The 23,025-nt window shown below is 63.8% G+C and carries 15 protein-coding genes; 10 read left to right on the top strand and 5 right to left on the bottom strand.

Annotated features, from left to right (window positions below; translation table 11 throughout):
• Positions 1-10 precede the first annotated feature (10 nt).
• From LOY22_RS15005 to LOY22_RS14990, 4 genes are all read left to right on the top strand, one after another.
• Complete coding sequence (locus tag LOY22_RS15005) at positions 11-1,630, top strand: methyl-accepting chemotaxis protein (RefSeq protein ID WP_093381887.1); 1,620 nt, start codon at positions 11-13, stop codon at positions 1,628-1,630.
• A gap of 95 nt (positions 1,631-1,725) precedes the next feature.
• Positions 1,726-1,947 carry a DUF3079 domain-containing protein gene (locus LOY22_RS15000; RefSeq protein WP_258593742.1) on the top strand — a complete coding sequence of 74 codons (222 nt, stop codon included), beginning with the start codon at positions 1,726-1,728 and terminating at the stop codon, positions 1,945-1,947.
• A gap of 59 nt (positions 1,948-2,006) precedes the next feature.
• On the top strand, positions 2,007-6,263 hold the full coding sequence (locus LOY22_RS14995) for an NEL-type E3 ubiquitin ligase domain-containing protein (RefSeq protein ID WP_258593740.1): 4,257 nt from the start codon (positions 2,007-2,009) through the stop codon (positions 6,261-6,263).
• Entirely contained in the window at positions 6,260-10,789 is a 4,530-nt protein-coding gene (locus LOY22_RS14990; RefSeq protein ID WP_258593738.1) for an NEL-type E3 ubiquitin ligase domain-containing protein, read from the top strand. Before LOY22_RS14995 ends, LOY22_RS14990 begins: the two co-directional genes overlap by 4 nt.
• 7 nt (positions 10,790-10,796) lie before the next feature.
• Here the strand turns inward: LOY22_RS14990 and LOY22_RS14985 are convergent, their stop codons facing one another.
• The 3 genes from LOY22_RS14985 to LOY22_RS14975 form a co-directional block, all read right to left on the bottom strand.
• The gene (locus LOY22_RS14985; RefSeq protein WP_195884332.1) at positions 10,797-11,045 is read right to left on the bottom strand and encodes a hypothetical protein; all 249 of its coding nucleotides are present in this window, start codon (positions 11,043-11,045) and stop codon (positions 10,797-10,799) included.
• 272 nt (positions 11,046-11,317) lie between these two features.
• Positions 11,318-11,839: a lactoylglutathione lyase gene (gloA, locus tag LOY22_RS14980; RefSeq protein ID WP_093381899.1), complete on the bottom strand. Its 522-nt coding sequence runs from the start codon at positions 11,837-11,839 to the stop codon at positions 11,318-11,320.
• Between the two features lie 216 nt (positions 11,840-12,055).
• Positions 12,056-12,415: a histone-like nucleoid-structuring protein, MvaT/MvaU family gene (locus tag LOY22_RS14975; RefSeq protein WP_093381900.1), complete on the bottom strand. Its 360-nt coding sequence runs from the start codon at positions 12,413-12,415 to the stop codon at positions 12,056-12,058.
• Positions 12,416-12,779: 364 nt separating this feature from the next.
• Here LOY22_RS14975 and LOY22_RS14970 point away from each other — a divergent pair, with 364 nt between their 5' ends.
• Positions 12,780-14,069 (top strand): OprD family porin, encoded by a 1,290-nt coding sequence (locus LOY22_RS14970; RefSeq protein ID WP_093381901.1) that lies wholly within the window; start codon positions 12,780-12,782, stop codon positions 14,067-14,069.
• Positions 14,070-14,141: 72 nt separating this feature from the next.
• The gene (gene cobF / locus LOY22_RS14965; protein ID WP_258593734.1) at positions 14,142-14,891 is read left to right on the top strand and encodes a precorrin-6A synthase (deacetylating); all 750 of its coding nucleotides are present in this window, start codon (positions 14,142-14,144) and stop codon (positions 14,889-14,891) included.
• On the opposite strand, the gene LOY22_RS14960 is transcribed toward cobF, so the two are convergent.
• Both LOY22_RS14960 and LOY22_RS14955 read right to left on the bottom strand, forming a co-directional pair.
• Positions 14,857-16,176, bottom strand: a complete 1,320-nt coding sequence (locus LOY22_RS14960) for a glycosyltransferase (protein WP_082075442.1) — start codon at positions 16,174-16,176, stop codon at positions 14,857-14,859. The genes cobF and LOY22_RS14960 overlap by 35 nt on opposite strands.
• 64 nt (positions 16,177-16,240) lie before the next feature.
• Complete coding sequence (locus tag LOY22_RS14955) at positions 16,241-16,603, bottom strand: response regulator (protein WP_093381907.1); 363 nt, start codon at positions 16,601-16,603, stop codon at positions 16,241-16,243.
• A gap of 296 nt (positions 16,604-16,899) precedes the next feature.
• Between LOY22_RS14955 and LOY22_RS14950 the strand changes: the two genes are divergently transcribed.
• Genes LOY22_RS14950 through LOY22_RS14935 form a run of 4 tightly spaced genes read left to right on the top strand, consistent with a single transcriptional unit; the run spans position 16,900 to position 23,001 of the window.
• A complete protein-coding gene (locus LOY22_RS14950) occupies positions 16,900-20,391 on the top strand; it encodes a response regulator (RefSeq protein WP_258593732.1) in 3,492 nt (1,163 codons plus the stop codon).
• Complete coding sequence (locus tag LOY22_RS14945; RefSeq protein WP_045198052.1) at positions 20,388-21,209, top strand: protein-glutamate O-methyltransferase CheR; 822 nt, start codon at positions 20,388-20,390, stop codon at positions 21,207-21,209. The genes LOY22_RS14950 and LOY22_RS14945 overlap by 4 nt, the downstream gene beginning before the upstream one ends.
• Positions 21,206-21,781, top strand: coding sequence for a chemotaxis protein CheB (locus LOY22_RS14940; protein ID WP_195884329.1), 576 nt, complete (start codon positions 21,206-21,208; stop codon positions 21,779-21,781). Before LOY22_RS14945 ends, LOY22_RS14940 begins: the two co-directional genes overlap by 4 nt.
• Positions 21,775-23,001 carry a hybrid sensor histidine kinase/response regulator gene (locus LOY22_RS14935; RefSeq protein ID WP_045198057.1) on the top strand — a complete coding sequence of 409 codons (1,227 nt, stop codon included), beginning with the start codon at positions 21,775-21,777 and terminating at the stop codon, positions 22,999-23,001. Before LOY22_RS14940 ends, LOY22_RS14935 begins: the two co-directional genes overlap by 7 nt.
• Positions 23,002-23,025: the final 24 nt, after the last annotated feature.

The following is a 23,025-nucleotide window of genomic DNA, read 5'->3' as shown; positions in this document are numbered from 1 at the left end:
AGGCTTTGAAATGACCAGATTGACCACAGCACAACGTATCCTCATTGGTTTTGCCATCGCGCCCCTGGCGCTTCTGGGCCTGGCCTTTTATGCATTGCATGACCTGGCCACGCTCAAAGAGCAGGCGGTGGTGATCGTCAAACAGGACTGGCCGAAGATCGAACCGATCATGGTCATCGCCACCGGGGTGCGCGACAACGCACGCAACACCCGCGATCTGTTGCTCGACAAGGACAACCTGCAGGTGCAGCAGGCCATCGACACCACCAAGCAGCGCATCAGCCAGGCCCTGGCAACGCTTGAGCCGCTGTTCCACCTGCCCGAGGGCAAGGCCGCCTACGCTGCGCTGAAAGCCAGCCGCGAAACCTATGTCGCGGCGTTTACCCAGGTACAGACACTGATCCGCCAGGGTGACGCGCAGGCGGCAATGACCCAGCTCAAGCAAAACGTAGTACCCGCCGAGCACGAGGTATACCAGCACCTGGAAAGCCTGATGGCCTTGCAGGGGCAGATCTTCGTCGAGCGCGAACAGGCCGCCCAGGCCCTGTACAACGACGCCCGGCTGAACATGCTCGGCCTGGTCGTGCTGTGCCTGCTGGCGGTGATCGCCGCTGCGCTGCTGGTGACCCGCAGCGTCACCCGGCCGCTGGGCGGCGAGCCGGATACCGCCGCGCGGGTGCTCAGCCGGATCGCCGAGGGCGACCTGACCATCGCCGTGCCGACCCATGGCAGTGCCGACGGCAGCGTGATGCTCAACATGCAGCAGATGCAGCAGAGCCTGAACAGCATGGTCAAGCACATCGCAGCTTCGGTGGAGCGGGTCGCCAGTTCTTCCGAGGAACTCAGCGCGGTCAGCAGCCAGACCAGCAGCAGCCTGCAGCTGCAGGGCCTGGAAATCGAACAGGCAGCAGCCGCGGTCAACGAGATGACCGCCGCGGTGGACGAAGTAGCGCGCAATGCGGTGAGTACCAGCGAAGCCTCGAAGGTCTCCGAACAAACCGCCCAGCGTGGCCGTGAACAGGTGCGCGAGACGGTCGCCTCGATCAGCACCCTGGCCGACGGCGTCAGCGATACCTCCGCGCGCATCCAGCAACTGGCCGGGCGTGTGCAGGACATCAGCACGGTGCTGGATGTGATCCGCAGCATCGCCGAACAGACCAACCTGCTGGCGCTCAACGCCGCCATCGAAGCAGCCCGCGCCGGTGATGCCGGGCGCGGCTTTGCCGTGGTCGCCGACGAGGTGCGGGCCCTGGCCCATCGTACCCAGGTGTCGACCCAGGAGATCGAGCAGATGATAGGCAACATCCGGCAGGACACCAGCGAAGCGGTGACCGCCATGCTCAGCAGCAGCGAGTTGGTGCACACCACCCTGGATGTGGCCCAGCGTGCCGGCGAAGCGCTGGAGGCGATCACCCGGTCGATTTCGCAGATCAACGAGCGCAACCTGATGATCGCCAGCGCCACCGAAGAGCAGGCCCTGGTAGCCCGCGAGGTGGACCGCAACCTGGTGGGCATTCGCAACCTCTCCGAACAGGTGCTGCTGGGGGCGCAACACACCGACAGCGCCGGCCAGGACCTGGCGCAGATGGCCGGCAGCCTGAGCCAGACCGTGGCGCGCTTCAAGGTTTGATGCCCGTCTGGATCAGCGCCCTTGATCTGTATCAAGGGCAAGCCCGGCACTGGGCGCTAGCGTGAACGCTCGCCCATTGCCGCCTGAGGCACTTCATGGCCAAGCCCTTTCCTGTCAGCCCCAAGCACCCCGAGCGCATCTGCTGGGGCTGCGATCGCTACTGCGCGGCCAACGCCCTGGCTTGCGGCAACGGCGCCGACCGTACCATGCACCCGGCAGAGATGTTCGGTGACGACTGGAACGAGCAGGGTGACTACGGGTTGGCGTCGCCGGCCGACAACGAAGGCGCAGCGCAGCGGGCCACACTACTTAAATAGCACCCGCGCAGACCTTGGCCAGGGTCTGCTGCTGACTTTTCCAACACCAGGAAGTCAGCATGAACGACCACGACGATGCCTCGATCGACAGCTTTATCGCCCAGCGCCTGCCAGGCTGGTTACGGGATGCGCCGTTGGCCGCGGTGCAAGCCTTGCAGCAGAGCATGGGCGATAGTCAGCGCGCCCAGGTGCCGATGCAGGCATTGCTGGACTCGCTGCAGTCTCCTGAAGATTTTGCCGCGCCACTGTTGAGCGCAGCGCTGAGTGCGCGCTTTGCCCAGCGGGTAAATGTGCGCACCTGGCGCTTGCGCCTGGTGCGGCGCATTATCGACGGCCTGCCGCAAGCGTCACTGCCGCCGGTTTTTCGCGTGCAGACCCGCTACCAGAGCCTGTTGCATGCCGCGCTGCACAACTTTTCCGCTGAAGAAGCCGTCGAAGGCAGTCATGATCAACAGACCGCGATCATCGACGAGCACGGCACGGTCCAGCCGCTGTCGGTGGCGGCTTTCGCCCGCCTGTGCCGGGAGCTGGATGTGGGCGGCAAGTACCAGGCCCACATTAAATCGGTGTTCAACCCGGCCGCCGAGGGCGCCCGGCAGGTCAACAAGACCCTCGAACAGAGCTGGCGCAGTGGTCTGGCCGTGGCGCTCAATCAGGCCTGGATCAAGGGCGATCTCGATGACGCCAGCCACCAATGCCTGTTGCGCACCCTGGCGCTCAGGCCGCTGGTGCCCAATGCCACCCTGAGCAGCTTTGCCCATCACCTCAACCTGCTGGGTAAGCGCCTGGTCGGCGTGGTGGCTTTCGAGTTGCGCGAGCAGTTGTTCGAACCCAACGGTTACTCCGATGTGTTGAGCGTGGTGTTGTACATACCCGATGACCCGCTCAAGCCGCTCAAGCAATACACCTCGTGGGACGCGGCCTATTCGGCGCTCGCTGCACGCTTTGCTCAGGCCGGCTATGCACGCTTCTTTCACCGCTTTGTCAGTGAGCGTGATCGCGGTGCCTTCTTGACGACCCTGAGGCGGCTGCTCACGCAAGGCTCAACGGGCTCGGCGATCGAGCTTGATGGTCGTCACTTTGCCTTTGCCGGGCCACTGCTGGCCACGCTGTCTGCTGCGCGCATCGCCAAGATCGAGGATGACGCCCGGGTATTGGCAGTGCCCACCGATGATGAAGACCGCACAGAGCGCAGCCAGCGCCTGCAGGAGTACCAGGAGATTGGCCTGACCCTGGCCAACCTGGCAGGCTTTTTTGTCCCCGGGCTCGGGGAAGTGATGCTCGGGGTAGCCGTCGCGCAGCTGCTGGGCGAGGTTTATCACGGCTATGAAGACTGGCAGCAGGGCGACCGTGAAGGCGCCATGAACCACATGCTCGGGGTGGCGGAAAACCTCGCGGCCAACGCCTTGCTGCTGGCGGGCGGCAAGGTGCTGGCCAAGGCGCTGCAGCGGTCGGGTTTTGTCGATGGCCTGGTGCCGGTCGAACTGGCTGACCAGCGTCAGCGCCTGTGGAACCCCGACCTGCAGACGTACCGGGACAATGCCTTCGCCCATCGCCTGGAGACGGTCGGCGCCACGGGCTGGCGCCCGGCCTGGGACAGCCCGCAGCACTGGCAGGGCAGTGAGGCAATGCTCAAGCGCTTCGGCGGGCAATGGCAGCAGGCCTCGGACGCGCAACTGCAGCGCGTGCTGGCAATCACCGGCACCCAGCAAGCACAGATCAGGCAGTGGCAGGTGCACGGTGAAGCGCCACCGGCGACGTTGGTCGATGCCCTTGAGCGAGTTCGGCTCGATCATCAGCTTGCTTCAACGCTCAGTAGCCTGAGCGTGGGTAACGTCGGCCAGCCGGCGCCTGTGCTGCTGCGGGCGTTGACCGCCCTGGAAGGCTGGCCTGAACAGGTGCTGGTGACCCTGGGCGAGGAGCGCTTCGGCCAGGCAACGCAGACGTTGCCGCGCACCATCGAATTGAGCCCTGTGCCTTCGGCCAGTGGCGACTGGCTGGACCAGGTTCTGCTGGCGCTGGAGGAGACCGACAAGCTGGCGTTGCTGACAAGCCCGGGCGAGGGCCTGAGCGAGCGCCAGCAACTGCTCGCGCGCTTGTCCAGGCACCTTGAACAGCGCCGTGCCGAGGCCTTCGACTTCCTCTATGCCCATTCGCGCCAGGAGCCGAGCGCCGGGGCGCAGATCCTCCAGCGCAACTTTCCCGGGCTGCCGCTGGTGGTCGCTGAAGAGATCTGCAGCCACGCCCGGGCCGATCACCTGCAGAGCCTGCTGGACACCTCGAAAGTGCCCTTGGCGATGCTGGAAGAGGCTCGCCTGTTGATGCGCGAAGTGCGCATCAATCGCGCCCTGGAAGCTGTCCACCTGCAGAGCCCGGGCCGGGTCAGCAGCGCTACGCTGGCGGCCCTGAGCGGTGCGCAACGCGAGGAGGTGGCTGGCATTATCGGCCTGAGCGAGCCGGGGCAGTGGTTTCACCCGCCGCAGCGCCTGGCCGACGGGCGCATTGGTTACCCCTTGAGCGGGCGTGGGGTGGGCGGGCGGCAGGCAGTCAATCGCGCCGTGCGTGAGTTGTACCCCACGTTCAGCGACGCCGAGATTGGCGAATTCCTCACCGAGTTGCGGGTGTCTGGCCGCGAGTTGTGGAGCGGCTTGCAGGCGCTGCATCAGGAGCTGGCGACCCTCAACGAAACCCTCTACAGCTGGCAAGCGGCCGACCCGATCCGCGGCGCTGCCCGTGAACGGGTCGCCGCGCGCTTGCGTCGCTGCTGGCGCCGGCAGACGGCGCGGGTGCGCAATCGCGGCGCCGACTATCGCCTGCTGCTCGAGCACGAGCCGATAGGTGCATTGCCGCAGCTTCCCGAGAGCATCAGCTTCGCTCATGTGGCGGAGATTACCCTCAATGACTTGCAGATCACCGATTTGCCGCCAGGCTTTCTCCAGCGCTTTAGCGCATTGCGCTGGCTTGATGTGGTGCACGGTGATCTCGCCCGAGTGCCTGAAGGCATTGACGGGTTGAATCATCTGACCTGGCTGAACCTCAGTCACAACCGGATTGCCTGGACCCCGGCCGACAATCAACTGCTGGCATCGCTGGGCCGCCTGGAGGTGCTCGACCTGGATCACAATCCGCTGGCGTCCCCGCCGGATGTGACCGCGCTGTCGCGCTTGCGCTTGTTGCGCCTGCGCAGTACCGCCATCACCACGGTCCCGGCCGGCTTGCTCAGCCGCCCGGCGCTGGAGAGCGCCGACCTGCGCGAAAACCCCATCGTGGTGTTGCAGGAGGGCTTGTTCAACGCCCCGCGGCGCATCCTCGAACGCATCAACTTCCACGACAACCCGCTCAACGCCGAGAGCCGTGAACGCTTGCTGGCGTTCGAACGCGCCGGGTTGCTGCCGGCGGTCGCCGGCTTCAGTCACGCGCGCTTCGACAACCTGCAGGAGGAGTGGCTGTCTGGGTCGCAAGATGAGGTACGCGTGCAGCGCGCCGAGCAATGGCGGGTACTGCAGGGCGAGGAAGGCTCGGCTGACCTGTTTCGCCTGCTCGGTGACCTGCGTGAGACGGCTGACTTCAGGCGTCGGCGCCAGGACCTCACGCGCCGTGTCTGGGAGGTGCTTGAGGGCTGTTATGACGATACCCGCTTGCGCAGAGCACTGTTCGCCCTGGCCCGCGCGCCGCGAAGCTGCTCGGACAGCGTCGCCCTGAACTTCAGCGCCCTGGAGGTGCGCGCCCATGAACTCACCGCGACCCGTGGCCTTAGCGGAGCCAGTCGCCAGCAACCGTTGCTGAACCTGGCCCGTTCGCTGTTTCGCCTGGATGAAGTGGACCGCCTGAGCGCCGAGGAAATCCAGCTGCGCCGCGCGATGGGCATGGCCCCGGACGAAATCGAAGTCCTGCTGGCTTTTCGCACCGGGCTTGCCGACGAGCTGGAGCTGGTCGGGCAGCCGCGGAACATGGCCTACCGCTTTGTCGCCGGCGTCGATCGGCATGCCTTGAACACCATGCGCGACCAGGTCCGCATGGCCGAGCGCACGCCACGCCTGGCGGCATCGGTGGCGGCCCGGGGATTCTGGGTCAGGTTTATCGAGGCGCATCAGCAGGCGGCGTTCGATGCGCTCGACCAGGCGTTCTTCCAGCAACTGGAATCGCTGCAGGCGATGCAGGCCGAGCTTACCGACCAGCAGTACCTGCAGCGCAGCAATGGCATCGGTGCCGCCCGGGAAGCGGCGCGTGGCGAACTGGTCCTGCAGTTGACCACCCTTGCCCTTGGGCTCCACCCCGCGGCCAGCGCCGGCGTCATGAGCGAGGAGGGGCTATGAACATGCCAGGCCCGCAGGCGCTGGTGCCAGTGAACGACAGCCAGGTCCACGACTACCTGCCTCAATGGTTGCTGCAGGCGCCGGCCGGGCGCCTGCTGGCCCTGAGCCGCGCAATGCAGTTGAGCCAGCAGCAACGTACCCGGGTCGCTGGCGTACTGTCGAACATTCAACCACTCGACGGTTTCGCCCGCACCTTGCTGCGGCAACAATTGCGCAGGCAAACCGGCGCGGACCTTGACGTCGAGCACAACCAGCTGGTCCACACCCGGCACCTGAGCCGGACCTCGACCTTGCTGTCGCTGCCGCGCCAGGGTTCAACCGCCGTGGTCTCCAGCCACAGCCTGTTACAAGCGGCGCTACAGAACTTCAGCGCGGCCGAGGCGGCCAGTGGCGGGCTTGCGGGCAAGGCCCGGCTGCAGTTCGCGCGACCGCTGGCAACTTCGGCGCAATTGACCCCCGAATCCTTCGCCGGCTTGTGCCGCACACTCGACCTGGGTGGCCGCTACCAGCTGCATCTGGATCAGGTGCTGACGGACGAGTTCACGCAAATGCTGCGGCGCAGCCACTACCACGACCTGGAAGTCGCCGCGTTGCTCGCGGTACTCAGTGGCGCGCTCGATGAGTACGGCTTCACGGCACTCCTGCAGCATATTCATGCAGATTTTCTGCAGCCGGGCGATGACCCGGTCATCCGCCCCCTGCAGGTGCGTTTGGGTGGGGTGAGGCTCAAAGGCATGGTGGTCTTCGAGCTACTGCCGGAGTCGGCCTTCGATACATCGCCGGGCGTGGTGCGCCTTGGCCAACTGAACTGGCTATTGTACATCCCCGGTGACCCCCAACGTCCGTTGGTTCAGTTCAGTGCCCGGGAGGATATGCTGGGTGAGCTGGGGGGGCGCTTGAAATCGCCCGGCTACGCGCGCTGGTTCACGCGCTTCGTGCCCCAGGCCGAGCAACTGGCATTTGCCGCGAGCCTGGGTGAACAACGCCAGCGCGCTGCGCCGGGCGCGCCGCTGGCAATAAGCATGGGCTTGTCGGCCTTCGCCGGGCCGTTGTTCAGTACCCTTGCCAGCCAACAGTTGGCGAAGATCCGCAACGATGCGCGCACCCTGGCCGTGCCTACCGATGACGAAGATGAAAAACAGCGGGTGGAACGCCTGCATGCCTACGAGAACGCCGGCCTGTTGTTTCTCAATGTTGCCGGTTTGTTTGTGCCGGTACTGGGTGCGGCAGTGCTCGGCGTGGCTGCTGCGCAATTGGCCTCGCAGTTGTTCGAAGGCTTTGAGGACTGGCTTCAGGGCGACAGCGACAAGGCGCTCGAACACCTGACCGACGTGGTCGAGAACCTGGCGTTGCTTGCGGTCGCCGGCGCCGGCGTGCACCTGGTGAGTAAAGCCCTGCGCCACGCAGCCTTCATCGAGGCGCTGGTACCGGTCAGTAACCGGCAAGGCCAGGCGCGTTTGTGGAAGCCCGACCTGGCGGGTTACCAGGCCCGGATCGAACCGGGTACGGCTGATGTCCAAGGGTTCATTGGCGGCGACCCGGGCCCTTATCTCACCCTGGACGACCGGGTTTACGCAGTGCAGCACGACAGCGCGCTGGGGCAATGGCGCATCGTCCATCCCGAGGGGGGCGAACGCTATTCGCCGCTCCTGCAGGGTAACGCTCGGGGAGGGTGGCGCCATGGCGGGGAGAACCCGCTGCAGTGGCAAGACACGCGGTTCATGCTCAAGCGCCTGCTACCTGAGCTGGCAACGTTGGCGGAGCCTGCGCAAGAACAGATTCTGACCATAAGCGGCCTTGATGGCGGGCAGTTACGCCGCTTGCACCTGGACAACCTGGCGTCTCCGGGCCTGCTGCGCGACTGCCTGTTGCGCTGGCGTCTGGATCAGGACATCGAGCGTTTTATCGAACAGCTTGCGGCTGGGGCACCGCTGAACACCACAGAGGCGCAGATGCGTGACTACCTGGTGTCACGCCTGCCCGCTGACACTACCGGCAGCCCTGCGCCCGGGGTGCTGGCCCGGCACGCAAGCATGCTGCGCCAGGCGCTGTTCAGCCATTGCTATGGCCTGCGTACGCGCCTGGCGGGCATTGCCGAGTCCGTGGTCCAGGTGGATTTTCCCGAGCTGCCCAGCAGCCTCGTCGGTGATCTGCTCGAGGCGGCCAGTGACGTTGAGCTAGGACGCCTGGTGGAGCAATGGCGGGTGCCTCTGGCGATGGCCAACCGCATACGGGCGCCGTTGCACGATGTACGGATCAGCCGCGCCGTCGAAGGGCTGTACCTGCAATCGGTGCGCAGCCGCGACAGCGACAGGTTGATCCTGGCCCTGCTTGGGCAACTGCCCGGCTGGCCGCAGGCGTTGGCTATCGAGGTGTTCGAAGGCAGCCTGTCAGGGCCCAGACTCGTCCCGGCCGCGGCAGCGACCGGCAGCCGTCGCGTACAGATCGTCAGGCTGGAGTCGGGATACCAGCTGTATCGCCAGGCTGGGGAGCACGCGGGCGAGTTTTACCTTGATCTGTTCAGTGCCTTGAGCAACGCGCTGTCTGCCTCGGAACAGGCGGCGCTGGACACGCCGCTGCGCAGCCGCCTTGGCGAGCTGTTGCACCTGCACCGCGGCAAGGTTGGGCAGTGGCTGCAACCGACGCCCAGGCAACGCCCCTGGTTCAACCCGCCACAGCGCTTGGCCGATGGGCGTATCGGCTATCCCTTGAGTGGTCGCGGCCTGTTCGGTGGGCGCCGCGCGGCCCAGGTGCGGGATATCCGCCAGCTGTACCCGGGGCTCTCGGATACCGACGCCGATGCCTTTGTCGACGCACTGCAGCGCAATGGTGTCGACGTCGCGGCGCGCATCACAGCCTATCAGCGTGAATACCAGTTGCTCGACGGCACCTTGCGGGCCTGGAGCCAGTCAGTAGCCGCCGATGAAGCGGGCCAGGCCCTGCGCCGCAGCCGTCAGCAGGCGGCGCTGCTGATCCGCCGTGCCTGGCGCAAGCTGTCGCCCAAACGTTGGTCCAACCACAGCGTCATCGGTTACAGCCTGAGCCTTGAAGGGCTGTACACCGGCGACTTGCCTGGCTGGCCGGCCGAGGTCAATTTTGACCATGTGGTCGATCTACAGTTGCACAACATGGGCCTGGGCGACGCCTCGGCGGCTTTCCTGCTGCCCTTCAAGCGCTTGCGCGAGCTGAATCTGGGCAACAACGCCCTGACCCGTTTGCCCGACGCCCTGAGTGCTATGCCGGCGCTGACGCGCTTGTTGGCGCCGGGTAATCACATCGAACTCGACCAGCAGGCGGCCCGGCAACTGGCCGGGCTGTCGCAACTGCGCATCCTCAACCTCAATGACAATCCTGTGGGGCCCTTGCTGGACCTTGAACGTTTGTCGCGCCTGGAGGAGGTGCAACTGCGCAACACCGGGCTGCAAGCCTGGCCGCACGGGCTGTTGAACCGCTATCACGGCTACCGCCTGGACCTGCGCAACAACCAGATCGACAGCCTGCCGCAAGCGGTGCTTGACGCCCCGGGCTGGATCAACCGCGGGCTGGCGCTGCATGACAACCCGCTGTCGCAGGCAACCTTTGAACAGCTTGAGCAGTACCAGCAGCGCACCGGTATTCGCCTGGCCAGCCGCCGTAGTCATCAGTCGCCAGTGAGCAAGGCGCGGCGCCTGTGGCTGCAAGCGGCGCCGGCCGGCGACAGCGCCCAGGCGCTGACTACCTGGCAGGCATTGGCCGACGAGCCGCAGGCGACAGGTTTGTTCCAGCTGCTGGCCGACCTCAGCGCGACTGCCGAGTTTCAGCGCACGCCTGCTGACCTGGGGGGCCGAGTATGGGCTTTGCTCGATGCCGCCAGCAAAGCGCCCGAACTGCGCGAGTCGCTGTTCGAGCTTGCGGCCTCACCAATCACCTGCGGTGACAGCGTCACCCTCAATTTTGCCACCCTGGAAATCCGCGCGTTGGTGTACATCGCCTCGCACCTGGCGACCGATCAGCCTCTGGCACAGCGGCTATTGAGCCTGGGTCGGCGGCTGTTTCGCCAGGAGCAACTGGACCTGCTGGTTGCCGAGCAGGCGCAGGCGCCAACAAACGCGGCGGCAGTTGTCGATGTCGTCGAGCTGAACCTGGCCTACCGCATTGCCCTGGGCGAGGCGCTGGACTTGCCGAGCAAGCCACAGAGCATGTTGTTCCCGGCCCTGGCGCCGCTGGATGAGGGCGAGATCGCCAGCGCCCGCCAGCGCATCGAGGGCCTTGAACAGACGCAGGCGTTGCAGCGCTTCATCGGTAGCCGGGACTTCTGGCTCGACTACCTCAAGGAGCAACACAAGGCGCAGTTCGACACCCTCGACCTGCCTTATCGCAACCAGCTGGAGGCGATCATGGACAGCCAGGGCGAGCTGCGCGATGACGATTATCTTCAGCGCATGCGGGCATTGGCCAGTGCCCGCGAGCAAGCCGAAGCGAACCTGGCGTTGCGTTTGACCGAGGAGGCGTGGGCCGCCTTCGTGGCCCAGGCGGCCGAACCGTGAAGGTGCCTCAGAACAGCTGCTGGCGCCTGTCCAGTTGCTGATCGACCAGCCACTTGCCGTGGGCCAGCGCCGCATGCTGGGCGTTTTCCAGGTCGGCCAGGTAGGCCATCTTCACTGGCAATGACAAGCGCCGGCTGGTGTGGCCTTCGGGATCGGTGATCAGGCAGCCGGCGTTATAGGGCGTGGGGATGCCGGGGTGGGTTTCGACGCTGGCGGTGATGGTGTGGTTGCGATGCTCGCATTGAAGGGTTTTCATCGTCCTTACCTCGCTGCTGTGGTATCGAAAGCGCCTCAGTCAGGGTGCTTTTTCGGGTATACCACAGCAGCGGCGCGGTTGGATCCGGGCCGACGAACGTCAGCTTCAGCGAAACGCTGGCAGCACTTCGTTGATGGGGCGTGATCCTCGGAAGCTAGACCGTAATACGTGATTTGCAGGTGTAATAGTTGGCTGCGAGCGCTGCGCGCTCGATCGCCGGCAAGCCCGGCTCCCACAGCTCTGGCGCACACCGTGGGAACCGGCGAGAAGGATCAGAACTCGGTCGGCTGGATGATCTCGACCCAGTAGTCATCCGGGTCCTTGATAAATGCCAGGTGCTTCATGCGGCCGTCGCTCAGGCGCTTCTGGAAGGTGACGCCCAGTTGCTCGAAACGCTCGCAGGCAGCACGGATGTCCGGCACCGAGATGCAGATATGACCGAAGCCACGCGGGTCGGTGTTGCCGTTGTGGTAGGCAAACCCGGCGTCGTTTTCGGTGCCGTGGTTGTGGGTCAGCTCGAGAATGCCCGGGATCGATTTCATCCACTCGGTGCGCTGGGCAGCATCGGCCGGGATCTGCGCCTTGTCGACCAGGGCGAGGAAGTACAGGCTGAACTCGGCCTCGGGGAAGTCGCGCTTCTCGACCAGGCTGAAGCCCAGCACGCGGGTGTAGAAGTCCAGGGACTTGGCAACGTCCTTGACCCGCAGCATGGTGTGGTTGAAAACGAATTTGTGGGTCGCGGCATCCGGTTGCGCGGTGACACCAGGGAGGGTGTCGAGATGGTTCAGGCTCATGGGCTCTCCGCATTTGAGGCTGGCAACAGCGCTGCCAGCAAAACAGTCAGGGCGTCATGATACGGAACTGAAGCGATTGCGCAAACGATTTGCGCCCCGCCTTTGTGGGGCAGGGCGCAAGAATTAGAAGCCCGCCGAAGCGGGCGTATGGGGCGCTAGTCCGTTAGCAGTCTTCATCCTGAGCCAGTCGATGTGAAAAAAGTGTGAAGGGTTTTTTCACCTGCGCAACCAGCTGTCGACAGTCTTGGCCCCGTACTGCTCCTTCCAGGCCTTGAGGCCGCGGTGGTTGCCACCCTTGGTTTCGATCAACTCGCCGGTGTGCGGGTTTTCATAAACCTTTACCACCCGCGCACGGCGTTGTTTCGGTGCACTGGGCGGGGCTTTGTGGGTAGCCTTCGGGTCGAGGATCGCGACAATATCGCGCAGGCCCTTGTCGTAGTGTTTCATCAGGTCGACAAGTTTCTTCTCGAACTCGATTTCACGCTTCAGGCCGGCGTCCTTTTTCAGCGCCTCCAATTGCGCCATTTGTTCCTGAAGGGCCTTTTCGGCGGCGCGGAACTCTGCAAGTCTGGACACTGTCATCACTCCTTTAAGTCTGCAGTGGCCCGGCATGCGTGTAGATAGCAACATTCTGTATAACGCAGCCGCCACCGGGTTGGGCACAACATCGCACTAATAAAGAGTGTAGTAGTCGTCGCGCAGTGGGTAAACATTAAACTTTTATATTGTGTGTTATGGAACTTTCTTAATTGCCACCGGACCTTGACCAAAGAACTAGTCAATATTCCGCCAGCGGCCTTAGACCATGGTCCAATGGCCCGGAATAGAGCGGTTGCGAGATCATGATCGGTCACCGTCGACTGCCATCGACGCTGGGAGCATTGTCGGCGCCGGGATCGGCGCCGGTTGTTTTTTGCCTTTCTTTCGGATTTCGCTTCTCATGTTTGCCCCATACCCTCTCGCGCCCGGGCGCAGCCTTGTCGGCCTGCTCGCGATGTTTGCTGCTGTCTCGACACAGGCCGCTGGTTTTCTTCAAGACAGCAGCGCCAAAGTCGAAGCACGCAACGTCTACTTCAATCGTGACTTTCGCGATGGTCATACCAGTTCCGACCAGGGCGCGTCGAAACGCGAAGAGTGGGCCCAGGGCTTTATTCTCAATGTGCAGTCTGGTTATACCGAAGGCACTGTAGGATTTGGTGTAGATGCCATCGGCATGCTCGGCTTCAAACTCGACTCCAGTCCGGCCGATAGCAACAGTGGTCTGTTGCCCTCCAGCGGACATGATCCGCGTGGTTCGGTAGACCAGTACGCGAAGATGGGTGTAGCCGGCAAGATGCGTTATTCGCAGACTGTGCTCAAGGTCGGTTCGATGATGCCGGACATGCCGCTGCTCAAGTACAACGACGGCCGCCTGTTGCCGACGATGTTCCAGGGCGCGATGCTGAGTTCCGAAGAATTCAAGGACCTGAAGTTCACCGTGGCGCGCCTGGACAAGTACACCGCGCGGGACTCGACCGACCGCGAGGACATTCGCGTTCACTGCAAGAACAAGCGCTACGCCTGTGGTACCACGGCCGATCATTTCGACATGGCCGGGATCGACTACAAGTTCAATGACCGCCTCAGTGCGCAATACCAGGTAGGCAAACTTGAAAACATCTACCGCCAGCACTTTTTCGGCCTGGTGGCCAGCCAGCCGCTGAGCGTCGGCAGCCTGTCGGCCGACCTGCGCCTGATAAAAAGCGATGACATTGGCCGTGCCCGCGCCGGTGACATCGATCACCGCGCCTTCAGCGGTATGCTCGGCTACAGCCTTGGTGGTCACAAGGTCAGCGCCGGCTGGCAGCGCATGTATGGCGAGAACGCCATGCCGTACCTGGATGGCAGCAACCCGTACCTGGTCAACTACGCCCAGGTCAACGACTTCGCGGCGGCCCAGGAGCGTTCCTGGCAGCTGCGCTACGACTACGACTTCAAGGCCATGGGTGTGCCGGGCCTGAGCTTCTTTACCCGCTACATCAACGGCGACCATATCAAGGTCCCGGGCAGCCTGGCCGAGGGCAAGGAGTGGGAGCGCGACAGCGAACTCAAGTACCAGGTCCAGAGCGGTACCTTCAAGGATGTCAGCGTGCGCCTGCGTAACTCCACCTACCGCAGCAACTATGAGAAGTATGCCCGCGACATGGACGAAACCCGGGTGATCGTCAGCTACAACTTCTCGATTTTCTAAAGCGCAGTACGTTGCCATTGTGCTTCGGCCAGCCGACTATGAAGGCTGGCCGAATCATGGAAGCGACGCGCAATGAAACAACTGCTGTTGATTGGTATCGGGCCGGGCAATCCGCGCCAGATCACCCTGCAAGCCATCGACGGGCTGAACCGGGCCCAGGTGTTCTTCGTGCTCGACAAGGGTGCGGTCAAGGACGAATTGCTGCAACTGCGCAAGAACATTCTCGAGCGTTACATCGATAAGCCCGGCTATCGCCTGGTTCAGGTCGAAGACCCCCTGCGCGATGGCGCTGCCAGCGATTACGTTGGCGCCGTCGAGGACTGGCACCAGCAGCGTGCGGCGTTGTACGCCAACCTGATCGAAAACGAACTGGCTGACGGCGAATGCGGCGCTTTCCTGCTCTGGGGCGAGCCGACCCTGTACGACAGCACCCTGCGTATTCTCGACCTGGTCCAGGCCCGTGGCGTGGCCCTGTCGCTTGAGGTGATCCCCGGCATCAGCAGCGTCCAGGCCCTGGCCGCCGCTCACCGTATTCCCTTGAACCGTATCGGCGAGCCGCTGACCGTGCTGCCTGGCCGGCGCCTGGCTGAACAGCCGTGCATCGACAACCTGGTGGTGATGCTCGACGGCCAGTGCGCCTTTGCCGCGCTGGACGATCCGCAGTTGCATATCTACTGGGGCGCTTACCTGGGTAGCGCCGATCAGGTCCTGATCGCCGGGCCGCTACTGGAGGTCAAGGCGCAGATCCTCGCCGCCCGTGAACAGGCACGGGCGCGCAAGGGCTGGATCATGGACACTTATCTGCTGCGTCGGCCGCTGTAGCCAGGCGGTTCTTGGCCTCGATCCACTGCGACATGTACTGGGTACTTTTGTGCTGGTGGTGACGGAGCATGGCGCCGGTGAAGTTGAACAGCCGGTGCTGGTCGAGGTCGGCCAGGGCGTACTCGATACGCTCGACCAGGGCGCTGGCGTGCTGGCGCCGGTCGTAGCGTGCGCCGAGCAAGCGCAGCGCGTCCTGCTGGGCGCGGTTCCAGCGTGCTTCATCGCTGTACAGGGCGGCGGCGGCTTCGGCCAGGCCTTCGGCGGTTTCGGCGATTGCCCCGGGCCAGGGCAGGGCGCCGTGCATGGCTTCGGCGCCGATGGGAGTGGTGACGCTGGGGGTACCGCACTGCATGGCGTCGGTGAGCTTGCCCTTGATCCCGGCGCCAAAGCGCAGCGGCGCCAGGCAAATGCGCGCGTTGCTCATCACCTCCAGGGCGTCTTCAGCCCAGTTCATGATGTGAAAACCCTCGGCGGGTTTGTGCAGCGCCGTGGCCTTGGGCGGGGTGTAGGCGCCGTAGATGTGCAGCTGCGCCTGGGGCAGGCGCCGGCGGATCATCGGCCACAGGCTGTTCTTCATCCACAGCACCGCGTCCCAGTTAGGCGCATGGCGAAAGTTGCCGATGCTGAGAAAATGCGCGCGCTCGGCAAATGGCTTGAACGGCTCGCTGGGGGCGTCGAGCATCAGCGGGCACCAGTGCAGCAAGTGCTCGGGCACGCCGAAGCCGTTGATCAGCAGGTCGATCTCGACATCGGAAATCATCAGGCTCAGGTCGCTGCGGTAAATGGCGGCGAGTTCGCGCAGGGTCAGGTCGGCGCTGGCCATCTGCCGATAGAGGTCGGGGCCGGAGGTGTTGAACAGCGCGCGAAAGTCATTCGGGTCCAGGCCTTCGATCAGGCGCCGGCGCAGCAGTTGCTGGCGGGCATCGCGCAGGCTTTGCAGGTCGGAGGTTTCCAGCACGCGCAGGGCGTTGGGGCAATGTTTTTCGACGCGCCAGCCGAACTGCTCTTCCATCATGAAGCGGTCGAACAGCACCACGTCCGGGGCCAGTTCGCTGACAAACGCGTCGAAGCTGCTGTCGTTGAGGGCAATGGCCTGTTCGCCGATGCCCAGGCTCGCCAGGTCGGCCTTGTGCTCGCCAATGGCTGCGGGGCTGCTGAAGGTGACGCGCCAACCGCGCTGCACGAAGCTTTCAAGGATCTGCATCATGTGCGAGCCGGCGGCCGAAGAGCGCGGTTCGGGCCACACGTAACCGATGACCAGGACGTTGAGGGCAGGGGCGGGCATGGGCATCGGGGACCTTGGCAAAAAGTGCGTATTAAAGCAGATTCCGGGCGGGCCGGTAGGTGCACTAAATGGCCTGGAGAATACCCTGCACCTTGTCACGCAACTGGTCGATGCTGAACGGCTTGGTTATCTGGTGCATGCCGAGCGGTATGTCAACGTCGCCATAGCCGCTGGCAAACAGCACCGGCAGCTCCGGCCGCAGTTCCCGGGCTTTGACGGCCAGGTCCTTGCCGTTCATGTCCGGCAGGCCGACATCGGTGAGCATCAAGGCCAGGGATTGTTGCGTGTTTTGCAAAACCACCAGCGCCGTGTGCGCATCAGCCGCTTCCAGCACCTGATAGCCCAGCTCTTCAAGCACCTCGACCGTCAGCATGCGCACGATATCGTCATCTTCAACGACGAGCAGGGGCGGGGATGTCTGCGGCATGGCGGTATTCCTGTACAAAAGTCTGTTCATTATCTGTAAGCCGGGCACGCCCTGAAGTTCCCTCTGCGCTGAAAAAAGCCTCCCGAATGAACAGCATAGCGGTCATTGAAAAAGCAGGGAACGTTTGCGCGCGACACCTCTCAAATGCTGGCTAAATGCCCTGCCAGAATGGCCAAAGGCGTTTAGACTCGGAGTAGGAAGGGCTGGCAGAATGGCCGTTCCCGCGGAAAATAGAACGATTACTCGAAAATTCCGCCACACTCTTTCGTTTGCTTCCTTTGCTCGGGCGTCTTGAGATGATTCAACCAGCCTCAATCGATCAGCGCAGCTTTCGCAAGCTGCTGACCCGCAACATCGGCCTGCCCCTGGGGGTAGGGCTGCTCAGTGCGGTGGTGTTCGTGACGATCATCAGCTACCTGCTGTCGGCCATTCAATGGGTCGAGCACACCGACCGGGTGATCAACAACGCCAACGAGACGGTGAAACTGTCGATCGACATGGAAACCGGCATGCGCGGCTTCCTGATCACCGGCGAGGAGCGCTTTCTCGACCCCTATGAGGTGGCCAAGCCGCAGGTGATTGCCGGCATCAAGGGCCTGGAACAACTGGTGGCCGACAACCCGCAGCAGGTTGACCGCCTGCAGCGCCTGCTGGGCCTGCAGGATGAGTGGAACACCTTCGCCGCAAACATGATCAGCCTGCGCCGCGACAACGGTAATTTCCGCGAGGCCGTCGGCTCCGGACGGGGCAAGCGCCTGACCGACGAGATCCGCAAGGAGTTCGACGCGTTCATTGCCATGGAGCATCAGCTGCGGGTGGCCCGCAACGACACGGTGAATACCACCACCATCGTGTCGATTTCGGCATACCTGGTGTTTGTCATCCTGCTCAGTGGCCTGCTGGCCTACCTGGGGCGCCGCGACCTGCTGGCGCTGTCGGGCAGCTACGCCAGCAGCCTTGAGTCGCAGCAACGGGCCAACCAGCGCCTGGAACGCCAGGCCTGGCTGCGTACCGGGCAGACCGAGCTGGCCAGCCAGGTATTGGGGCAACTGACACTGCCGATGCTCGGCAACAACATCCTGCGCTTTTTTGCCGGGTACCTGGGCAGTGCTGTCGGCGCCATGTACGCCCGTGACGAGCACGGCGGCCTGCGCCGGGTGGCCACTTACGGTATGTCGGCCGAGCAGGCCGGGCAAGAGCAGCTGGTCGGCAGCCACGAAGGCATTCTGGCCCAGGCGGTGATGCAGGAGCGCCTGTTGCGCCTGGACGAGTTGCCGGCTGACTACTTCAAGGTCAGCAGCGGCCTGGGCCAGGGCCTGCCGCGCAGCGTGCTGGTGATGCCGACCAGCAACGACGGGCAGATCAACGGCGTGGTCGAACTGGGCTTCTTGCGCAGCCTGGATGAACGCGACATCGAATTCCTCGAGCTGGTGGCCGGCAACATGGGCACTTCGATCGAGAGCGCCCGCTACCGCCAGCGCCTGCAGGAAGTGCTGGCCGAAACCCAGCAGCTCAACGAAGAGCTGCAGGTGCAGCAGGAAGAGCTGAAAACCGCCAACGAAGAGCTCGAAGAGCAATCGCGGGTGCTCAAGGAGTCCCAGGCGCACCTGGAAACCCAGCAGGCCGAGCTTGAGCAGACCAACGAGCAACTGGCCGAGCGCACCGAAGCCCTGGCCGAGCAGCGCGACGTGCTGGACCGCAAGAACGGCGAGCTGAACCAGGCTCAGGTCGAACTGCAGGAGCGCGCCGAAGAGCTGCAGCGCTCGAGCAAGTACAAGTCCGAGTTCCTCGCCAACATGTCCCACGAGCTGCGCACACCGCTCAACAGTTCGCTGATCCTGGCCAAGCTGTTGGCCGAGAACGGCGAAGAGAACCTCACCGGCGAGCAGGTCAAGTTTGCCGAGTCGATCTACTCGGCGGGCAACGACCTGCTCAACCTGATCAACGATATTCTCGACATTGCCAAGGTCGAGGCCGGCAAGCTTGAAGTGCGCCCGGAAACCACCCACGTGGCGCGCCTGAGCGAAGGCCTGCGCAACTTGTTCGAGCCGCTGGCCAGCGAGAAGCAGCTGCGCTTTACGGTGTCGGTCGAGCCGCAGGTGCCGGCGACCCTGTACACCGATCGCCAGCGCCTGGAGCAGATCCTCAAGAACCTGTTGTCCAACGCGGTGAAGTTCACCGAACGCGGCGAAGTCAGCCTCACTATCGGCTGGCAGCCCGGCGCCGGGATTGTCTTCTCGGTGCGCGACAGCGGCATCGGCATCGCCGCCGACCAGCAGCAGAGCATCTTCGAAGCCTTCCACCAGGCCGATGGCACCACCAATCGCCGGTATGGCGGCACCGGCCTGGGCCTGTCGATCTCGCGTGACCTGGCGCAGTTGCTGGGCGGGCAGATCAGTGTCGACAGCAGTCTGGGCCAGGGCAGTGTGTTCAGCCTGGTCCTGCCGGAGCGCTACGAGCCGATTGTCGACCAGAGCCCGGTGCAGATCGTTCATCAGCCAGCGCGCCTGGTCAGCGCGCCGTTGCCGGCACCCGTTGCGCCTGCGCCGCTAGCACGCCCGGCGCCGAGCTTTGCCGACGACCGCGACAAGGCGCCGTTCAGCAACCGCTTGATCCTGGTGATCGAAGACGAGCCGAATTTCGCCCGTATCCTCTTCGACCTGGCCCACGAACTGGGCTACAGCTGCCTGGTGGCCCAGGCTGCCGACGAGGGCTTTGAACTGGCGGCGAGCTTCATTCCCGATGCGGTGTTGCTGGACATGCGCCTGCCGGACCATTCCGGTCTCACCGTGCTGCAGCGCCTTAAAGAGCAGGCCAGCACCCGGCACATTCCGGTGCATGTGATCTCGGTCGAGGACCGGGTCGAGGCGGCGCTGCACATGGGCGCCATCGGCTACGCGGTCAAACCTGCCACCCGCGAAGAGCTCAAGCAGGTGTTCGCGCGCCTGGAAGCCAAGCTGACCCAGAAGCTCAAGCACATCCTGCTGGTCGAGGACGATGACCTGCAGCGCGAAAGCATTGCCCGCCTGATCGGCGACGAAGACATCGAGATCACCGCGGTGGGCATGGCTCAGCAGGCCCTGGACCTGCTGCGCGAGAATATCTACGACTGCATGATCATCGACCTCAAGCTACCGGACATGCTCGGCAACGAGCTGCTCAAGCGCATGTCCGACGACGACATCCGCGCGTTCCCGCCGGTGATCGTCTACACCGGGCGCAACCTGACCCGCGAAGAAGAAGCCGACCTGCTCAAGTACTCGCGCTCGATCATCATCAAGGGCGCGCGCTCGCCCGAGCGCCTGCTCGATGAAGTGACGCTTTTTCTGCACAAAGTCGAATCCAAGCTGTCCCATGAAAGACAGCGCATGCTCAAGACCGCGCGCAGCCGCGACAAGGTCTTCGAGGGCCGCAAGCTGCTGCTGGTGGATGACGATGTGCGCAATATCTTTGCCCTGACCAGTGCCCTGGAACACAAGGGCGCGATTGTCGAGATCGGGCGCAATGGCCGCGAAGCCATCGAGCGCCTGGAGCAGCACGAGGACATCGACCTGGTGCTGATGGACGTGATGATGCCGGAGATGGACGGCTACGAAGCCACCCGCCTGATCCGCAAGGACCCGCGCTGGCGCAAACTGCCGATCATCGCCGTCACCGCCAAGGCGATGAAGGATGACCAGGAGCGTTGCCTGCAGGCCGGGGCCAATGACTACCTGGCCAAGCCCATCGACCTTGACCGGTTGTTCTCGCTGATCCGTGTCTGGCTGCCGCAACTGGAGCGAATTTGAGTATCGAACGCAACACCGACATTGAAATACGGCTGCTGATCGAGGCGATCTACCTCAAGTACAGCTATGACTTTCGCGATTACTCCGGCGCCTCGATCAAGCGCCGGATCCAGCACGCATTGCGCCAGTTCGACTGCAAGACCGTCTCGGCCCTGCAGGAGCGGGTGCTGCACGACCCGGGCATGTTCATGCAGTTGCTGCAGTTCCTGACCATCCCGGTCAGCGAGATGTTCCGCGACCCCGAGCACTTCCTTGCAGTGCGCCAGGAAGTGGTGCCGCTGCTGCGTACCTGGCCGTCGATCAAGATCTGGATCGCCGGTTGCAGCACCGGCGAGGAGGTCTATTCGATGGCCATCCTGCTGCGTGAAGAAGGCTTGCTGGAGCGCACCATCATCTATGCCACCGACATCAACCCCAGCTCCCTGGAGAAGGCCAAGCAGGGCATCTACAGCATGCACAACATGCGCCTGTATGGTGACAACTACCGCAAGGCCGGCGGGCGCGGCGAGCTCAGCGACTACTACACCTCGGCCTATGGCAACGCCATCGTCGACAGCAGCCTGCGCGACAATGTGACCTTCGCCGACCACAGCCTGGCCACCGACAGCGTGTTCTCCGAAACCCAGTTGATCTCCTGCCGCAACGTGCTGATCTACTTCAACAAGACCCTGCAGGATCGCGCGTTTGGCCTGTTTCACGAGTCATTGTGCCATCGCGGCTTCCTGGTGCTGGGCAGCAAGGAAACCCTGGACTTTTCGGCCTATGCCGACAAGTTCGAGGCGCTGGTCAAGCCCGAACGGATCTACCGCAAATCATGAACGGCGTTCAGGCGATTACCCTGGGCGCTTCGGCGGGCGGCGTCAGCGCCTTGCTCACGGTGTTTCATGCCTTGCCGCCGGCGTTTCGCATTCCGCTGCTGTGCGTGCTGCACTTGCCGGATGACCGGCGCAGCCACCTGGCCGAGGTCCTTGCCCGCAGGCTCAAGCGCCCGGTGCGCGAAGCGCGCGACAAGGAAGACATCGCCCCCGGCACCATTTATGTGGCCGGGCCCGGTTATCACCTGTCGGTGGAGCGCGACCACAGCCTGTCGTTGAGCCAGGAAGAGCGCGTGCATTTTTCCCGGCCTTCAATCGATTTCCTTTTCGAGTCGGCCGCCGATGCCTACGGCGCGAGCCTGCTTGGCGTGCTGCTGACCGGTGCCAACGAGGACGGTGCCCGCGGCCTTGCCTGCATCAAGCGCCAAGGCGGCCGGACCATTGTCCAGGACCCGCTTGAAGCGCAAGTGTCGACCATGCCGCGTGCGGCGCTGGCCCTGCATCGGCCCGACTACATACTCCCTTTGAATGGCATCGGGCAACTGCTCGCCAGCCTGGAAGCCCCAGAATGCTAAGGCACATACAAGCAAAACTGCTGATCGTCGACGACCTGCCGGAGAACCTCCTGGCCCTGGAGGCGTTGATCAAAGGCGAAGACCGCGAGGTGCACCAGGCCCAGTCCGCCGACCAGGCGCTGGCGCTGCTGCTCGAGCACGAATTCGCCCTGGCCATTCTTGACGTGCAGATGCCCGGCATGAACGGCTTCGAGCTGGCCGAACTGATGCGCGGCACCGAGAAGACCAAGAACATCCCCATCGTCTTCGTCAGCGCCGCCGGGCGCGAAATGAACTATGCCTTCAAGGGTTATGAAAGCGGCGCGGTGGACTTCCTGCACAAGCCGCTGGACAGCCTGGCGGTGAAAAGCAAGGTGGCGGTGTTCGTCGACCTGTTCCGCCAGCGCAAGGCCCTCGGCCAGCAACTGGAAGCCCTGGAGCGCAGCCGCGAAGAGCAGGAACTGCTGCTGGCCCAGTTGCAGGTGACCCGCCGGGAGCTTGAGCACGCGGTGCGCATGCGCGATGACTTCATGTCGATCGTCTCCCATGAGGTGCGCACGCCGCTCAACGGCCTGATTCTGGAAACCCAGTTGCGCAAGCTGCACTTGGCCAAGGACAACGCCGATGCCTTTACCCTGGACAAGATGCGCGCCATGGTCGAGCGCGACGAGCGGCAGATCAACAGCCTGATCCGCTTGATCGAAGACATGCTCGACGTGTCGCGGATCCGCACCGGCAAGCTGTCGATCCGCCCAAGCCAGTTCGACCTCGGGCAACTGGTCGGCGGCTTGATCGAGAACTTCCAGGCCCAGGCCGCAGCTGCCGAGTCGCATATCGAGTTCAACGCCGGCGTGCCGCTGGCCGGCGTATGGGACGAGTTTCGCATCGAGCAGGTGGTCGCCAATCTGCTGACCAACGCCCTGCGCTATGGGGCGAAAAGCCCGGTGCAGGTGCGCACCTTCGAGGAAGGCGGCATGGCCTGCGTCGAAGTGCGCGACCACGGCATCGGCATCAGCGAGCACAACCAGCAGCGGATTTTCCAGCAGTTCGAGCGGGTTGCCTCCAGCCAGAGCAGCGCCGGCCTGGGCCTTGGCCTGTATATCTCCGAGCAGATTGTGCTGGCCCATGGCGGCAGCATCAGCGTGCACAGCATTGAGGGTGCGGGCGCGACCTTTACCGTGCGTCTGCCGCTGCCGCAATCGCTGCGGGAAAATGACCGGCACCAGGCAACCTCTGCCTGAGGCCGGGGTCGTATAGCCAAACAG

This window comes from Pseudomonas sp. B21-035 (assembly GCF_024748945.1).
GTDB lineage: Bacteria > Pseudomonadota > Gammaproteobacteria > Pseudomonadales > Pseudomonadaceae > Aquipseudomonas.
This window is presented reverse-complemented; position numbering and strand designations above follow the sequence as displayed.

Bases quoted from the DNA above. Each gene is read 5' to 3' on its own strand.
- LOY22_RS14955 (WP_093381907.1), bottom strand. From the start codon at position 16,603: ATGCCGCAGACATCCCCGCCCCTGCTCGTCGTTGAAGATGACGATATC.
- LOY22_RS14950 (WP_258593732.1), top strand. From the start codon at position 16,900: ATGATTCAACCAGCCTCAATCGATCAGCGCAGCTTTCGCAAGCTGCTG.
- LOY22_RS14960 (WP_082075442.1), bottom strand. From the start codon at position 16,176: ATGCCCGCCCCTGCCCTCAACGTCCTGGTCATCGGTTACGTGTGGCCC.
- LOY22_RS14970 (WP_093381901.1), top strand. From the start codon at position 12,780: ATGTTTGCCCCATACCCTCTCGCGCCCGGGCGCAGCCTTGTCGGCCTG.
- cobF (WP_258593734.1), top strand. From the start codon at position 14,142: ATGAAACAACTGCTGTTGATTGGTATCGGGCCGGGCAATCCGCGCCAG.
- LOY22_RS14990 (WP_258593738.1), top strand. From the start codon at position 6,260: ATGAACATGCCAGGCCCGCAGGCGCTGGTGCCAGTGAACGACAGCCAG.
- gloA (WP_093381899.1), bottom strand. From the start codon at position 11,839: ATGAGCCTGAACCATCTCGACACCCTCCCTGGTGTCACCGCGCAACCG.
- LOY22_RS14935 (WP_045198057.1), top strand. From the start codon at position 21,775: ATGCTAAGGCACATACAAGCAAAACTGCTGATCGTCGACGACCTGCCG.
- LOY22_RS15005 (WP_093381887.1), top strand. From the start codon at position 11: ATGACCAGATTGACCACAGCACAACGTATCCTCATTGGTTTTGCCATC.
- LOY22_RS15000 (WP_258593742.1), top strand. From the start codon at position 1,726: ATGGCCAAGCCCTTTCCTGTCAGCCCCAAGCACCCCGAGCGCATCTGC.
- LOY22_RS14985 (WP_195884332.1), bottom strand. From the start codon at position 11,045: ATGAAAACCCTTCAATGCGAGCATCGCAACCACACCATCACCGCCAGC.
- LOY22_RS14995 (WP_258593740.1), top strand. From the start codon at position 2,007: ATGAACGACCACGACGATGCCTCGATCGACAGCTTTATCGCCCAGCGC.
- LOY22_RS14940 (WP_195884329.1), top strand. From the start codon at position 21,206: ATGAACGGCGTTCAGGCGATTACCCTGGGCGCTTCGGCGGGCGGCGTC.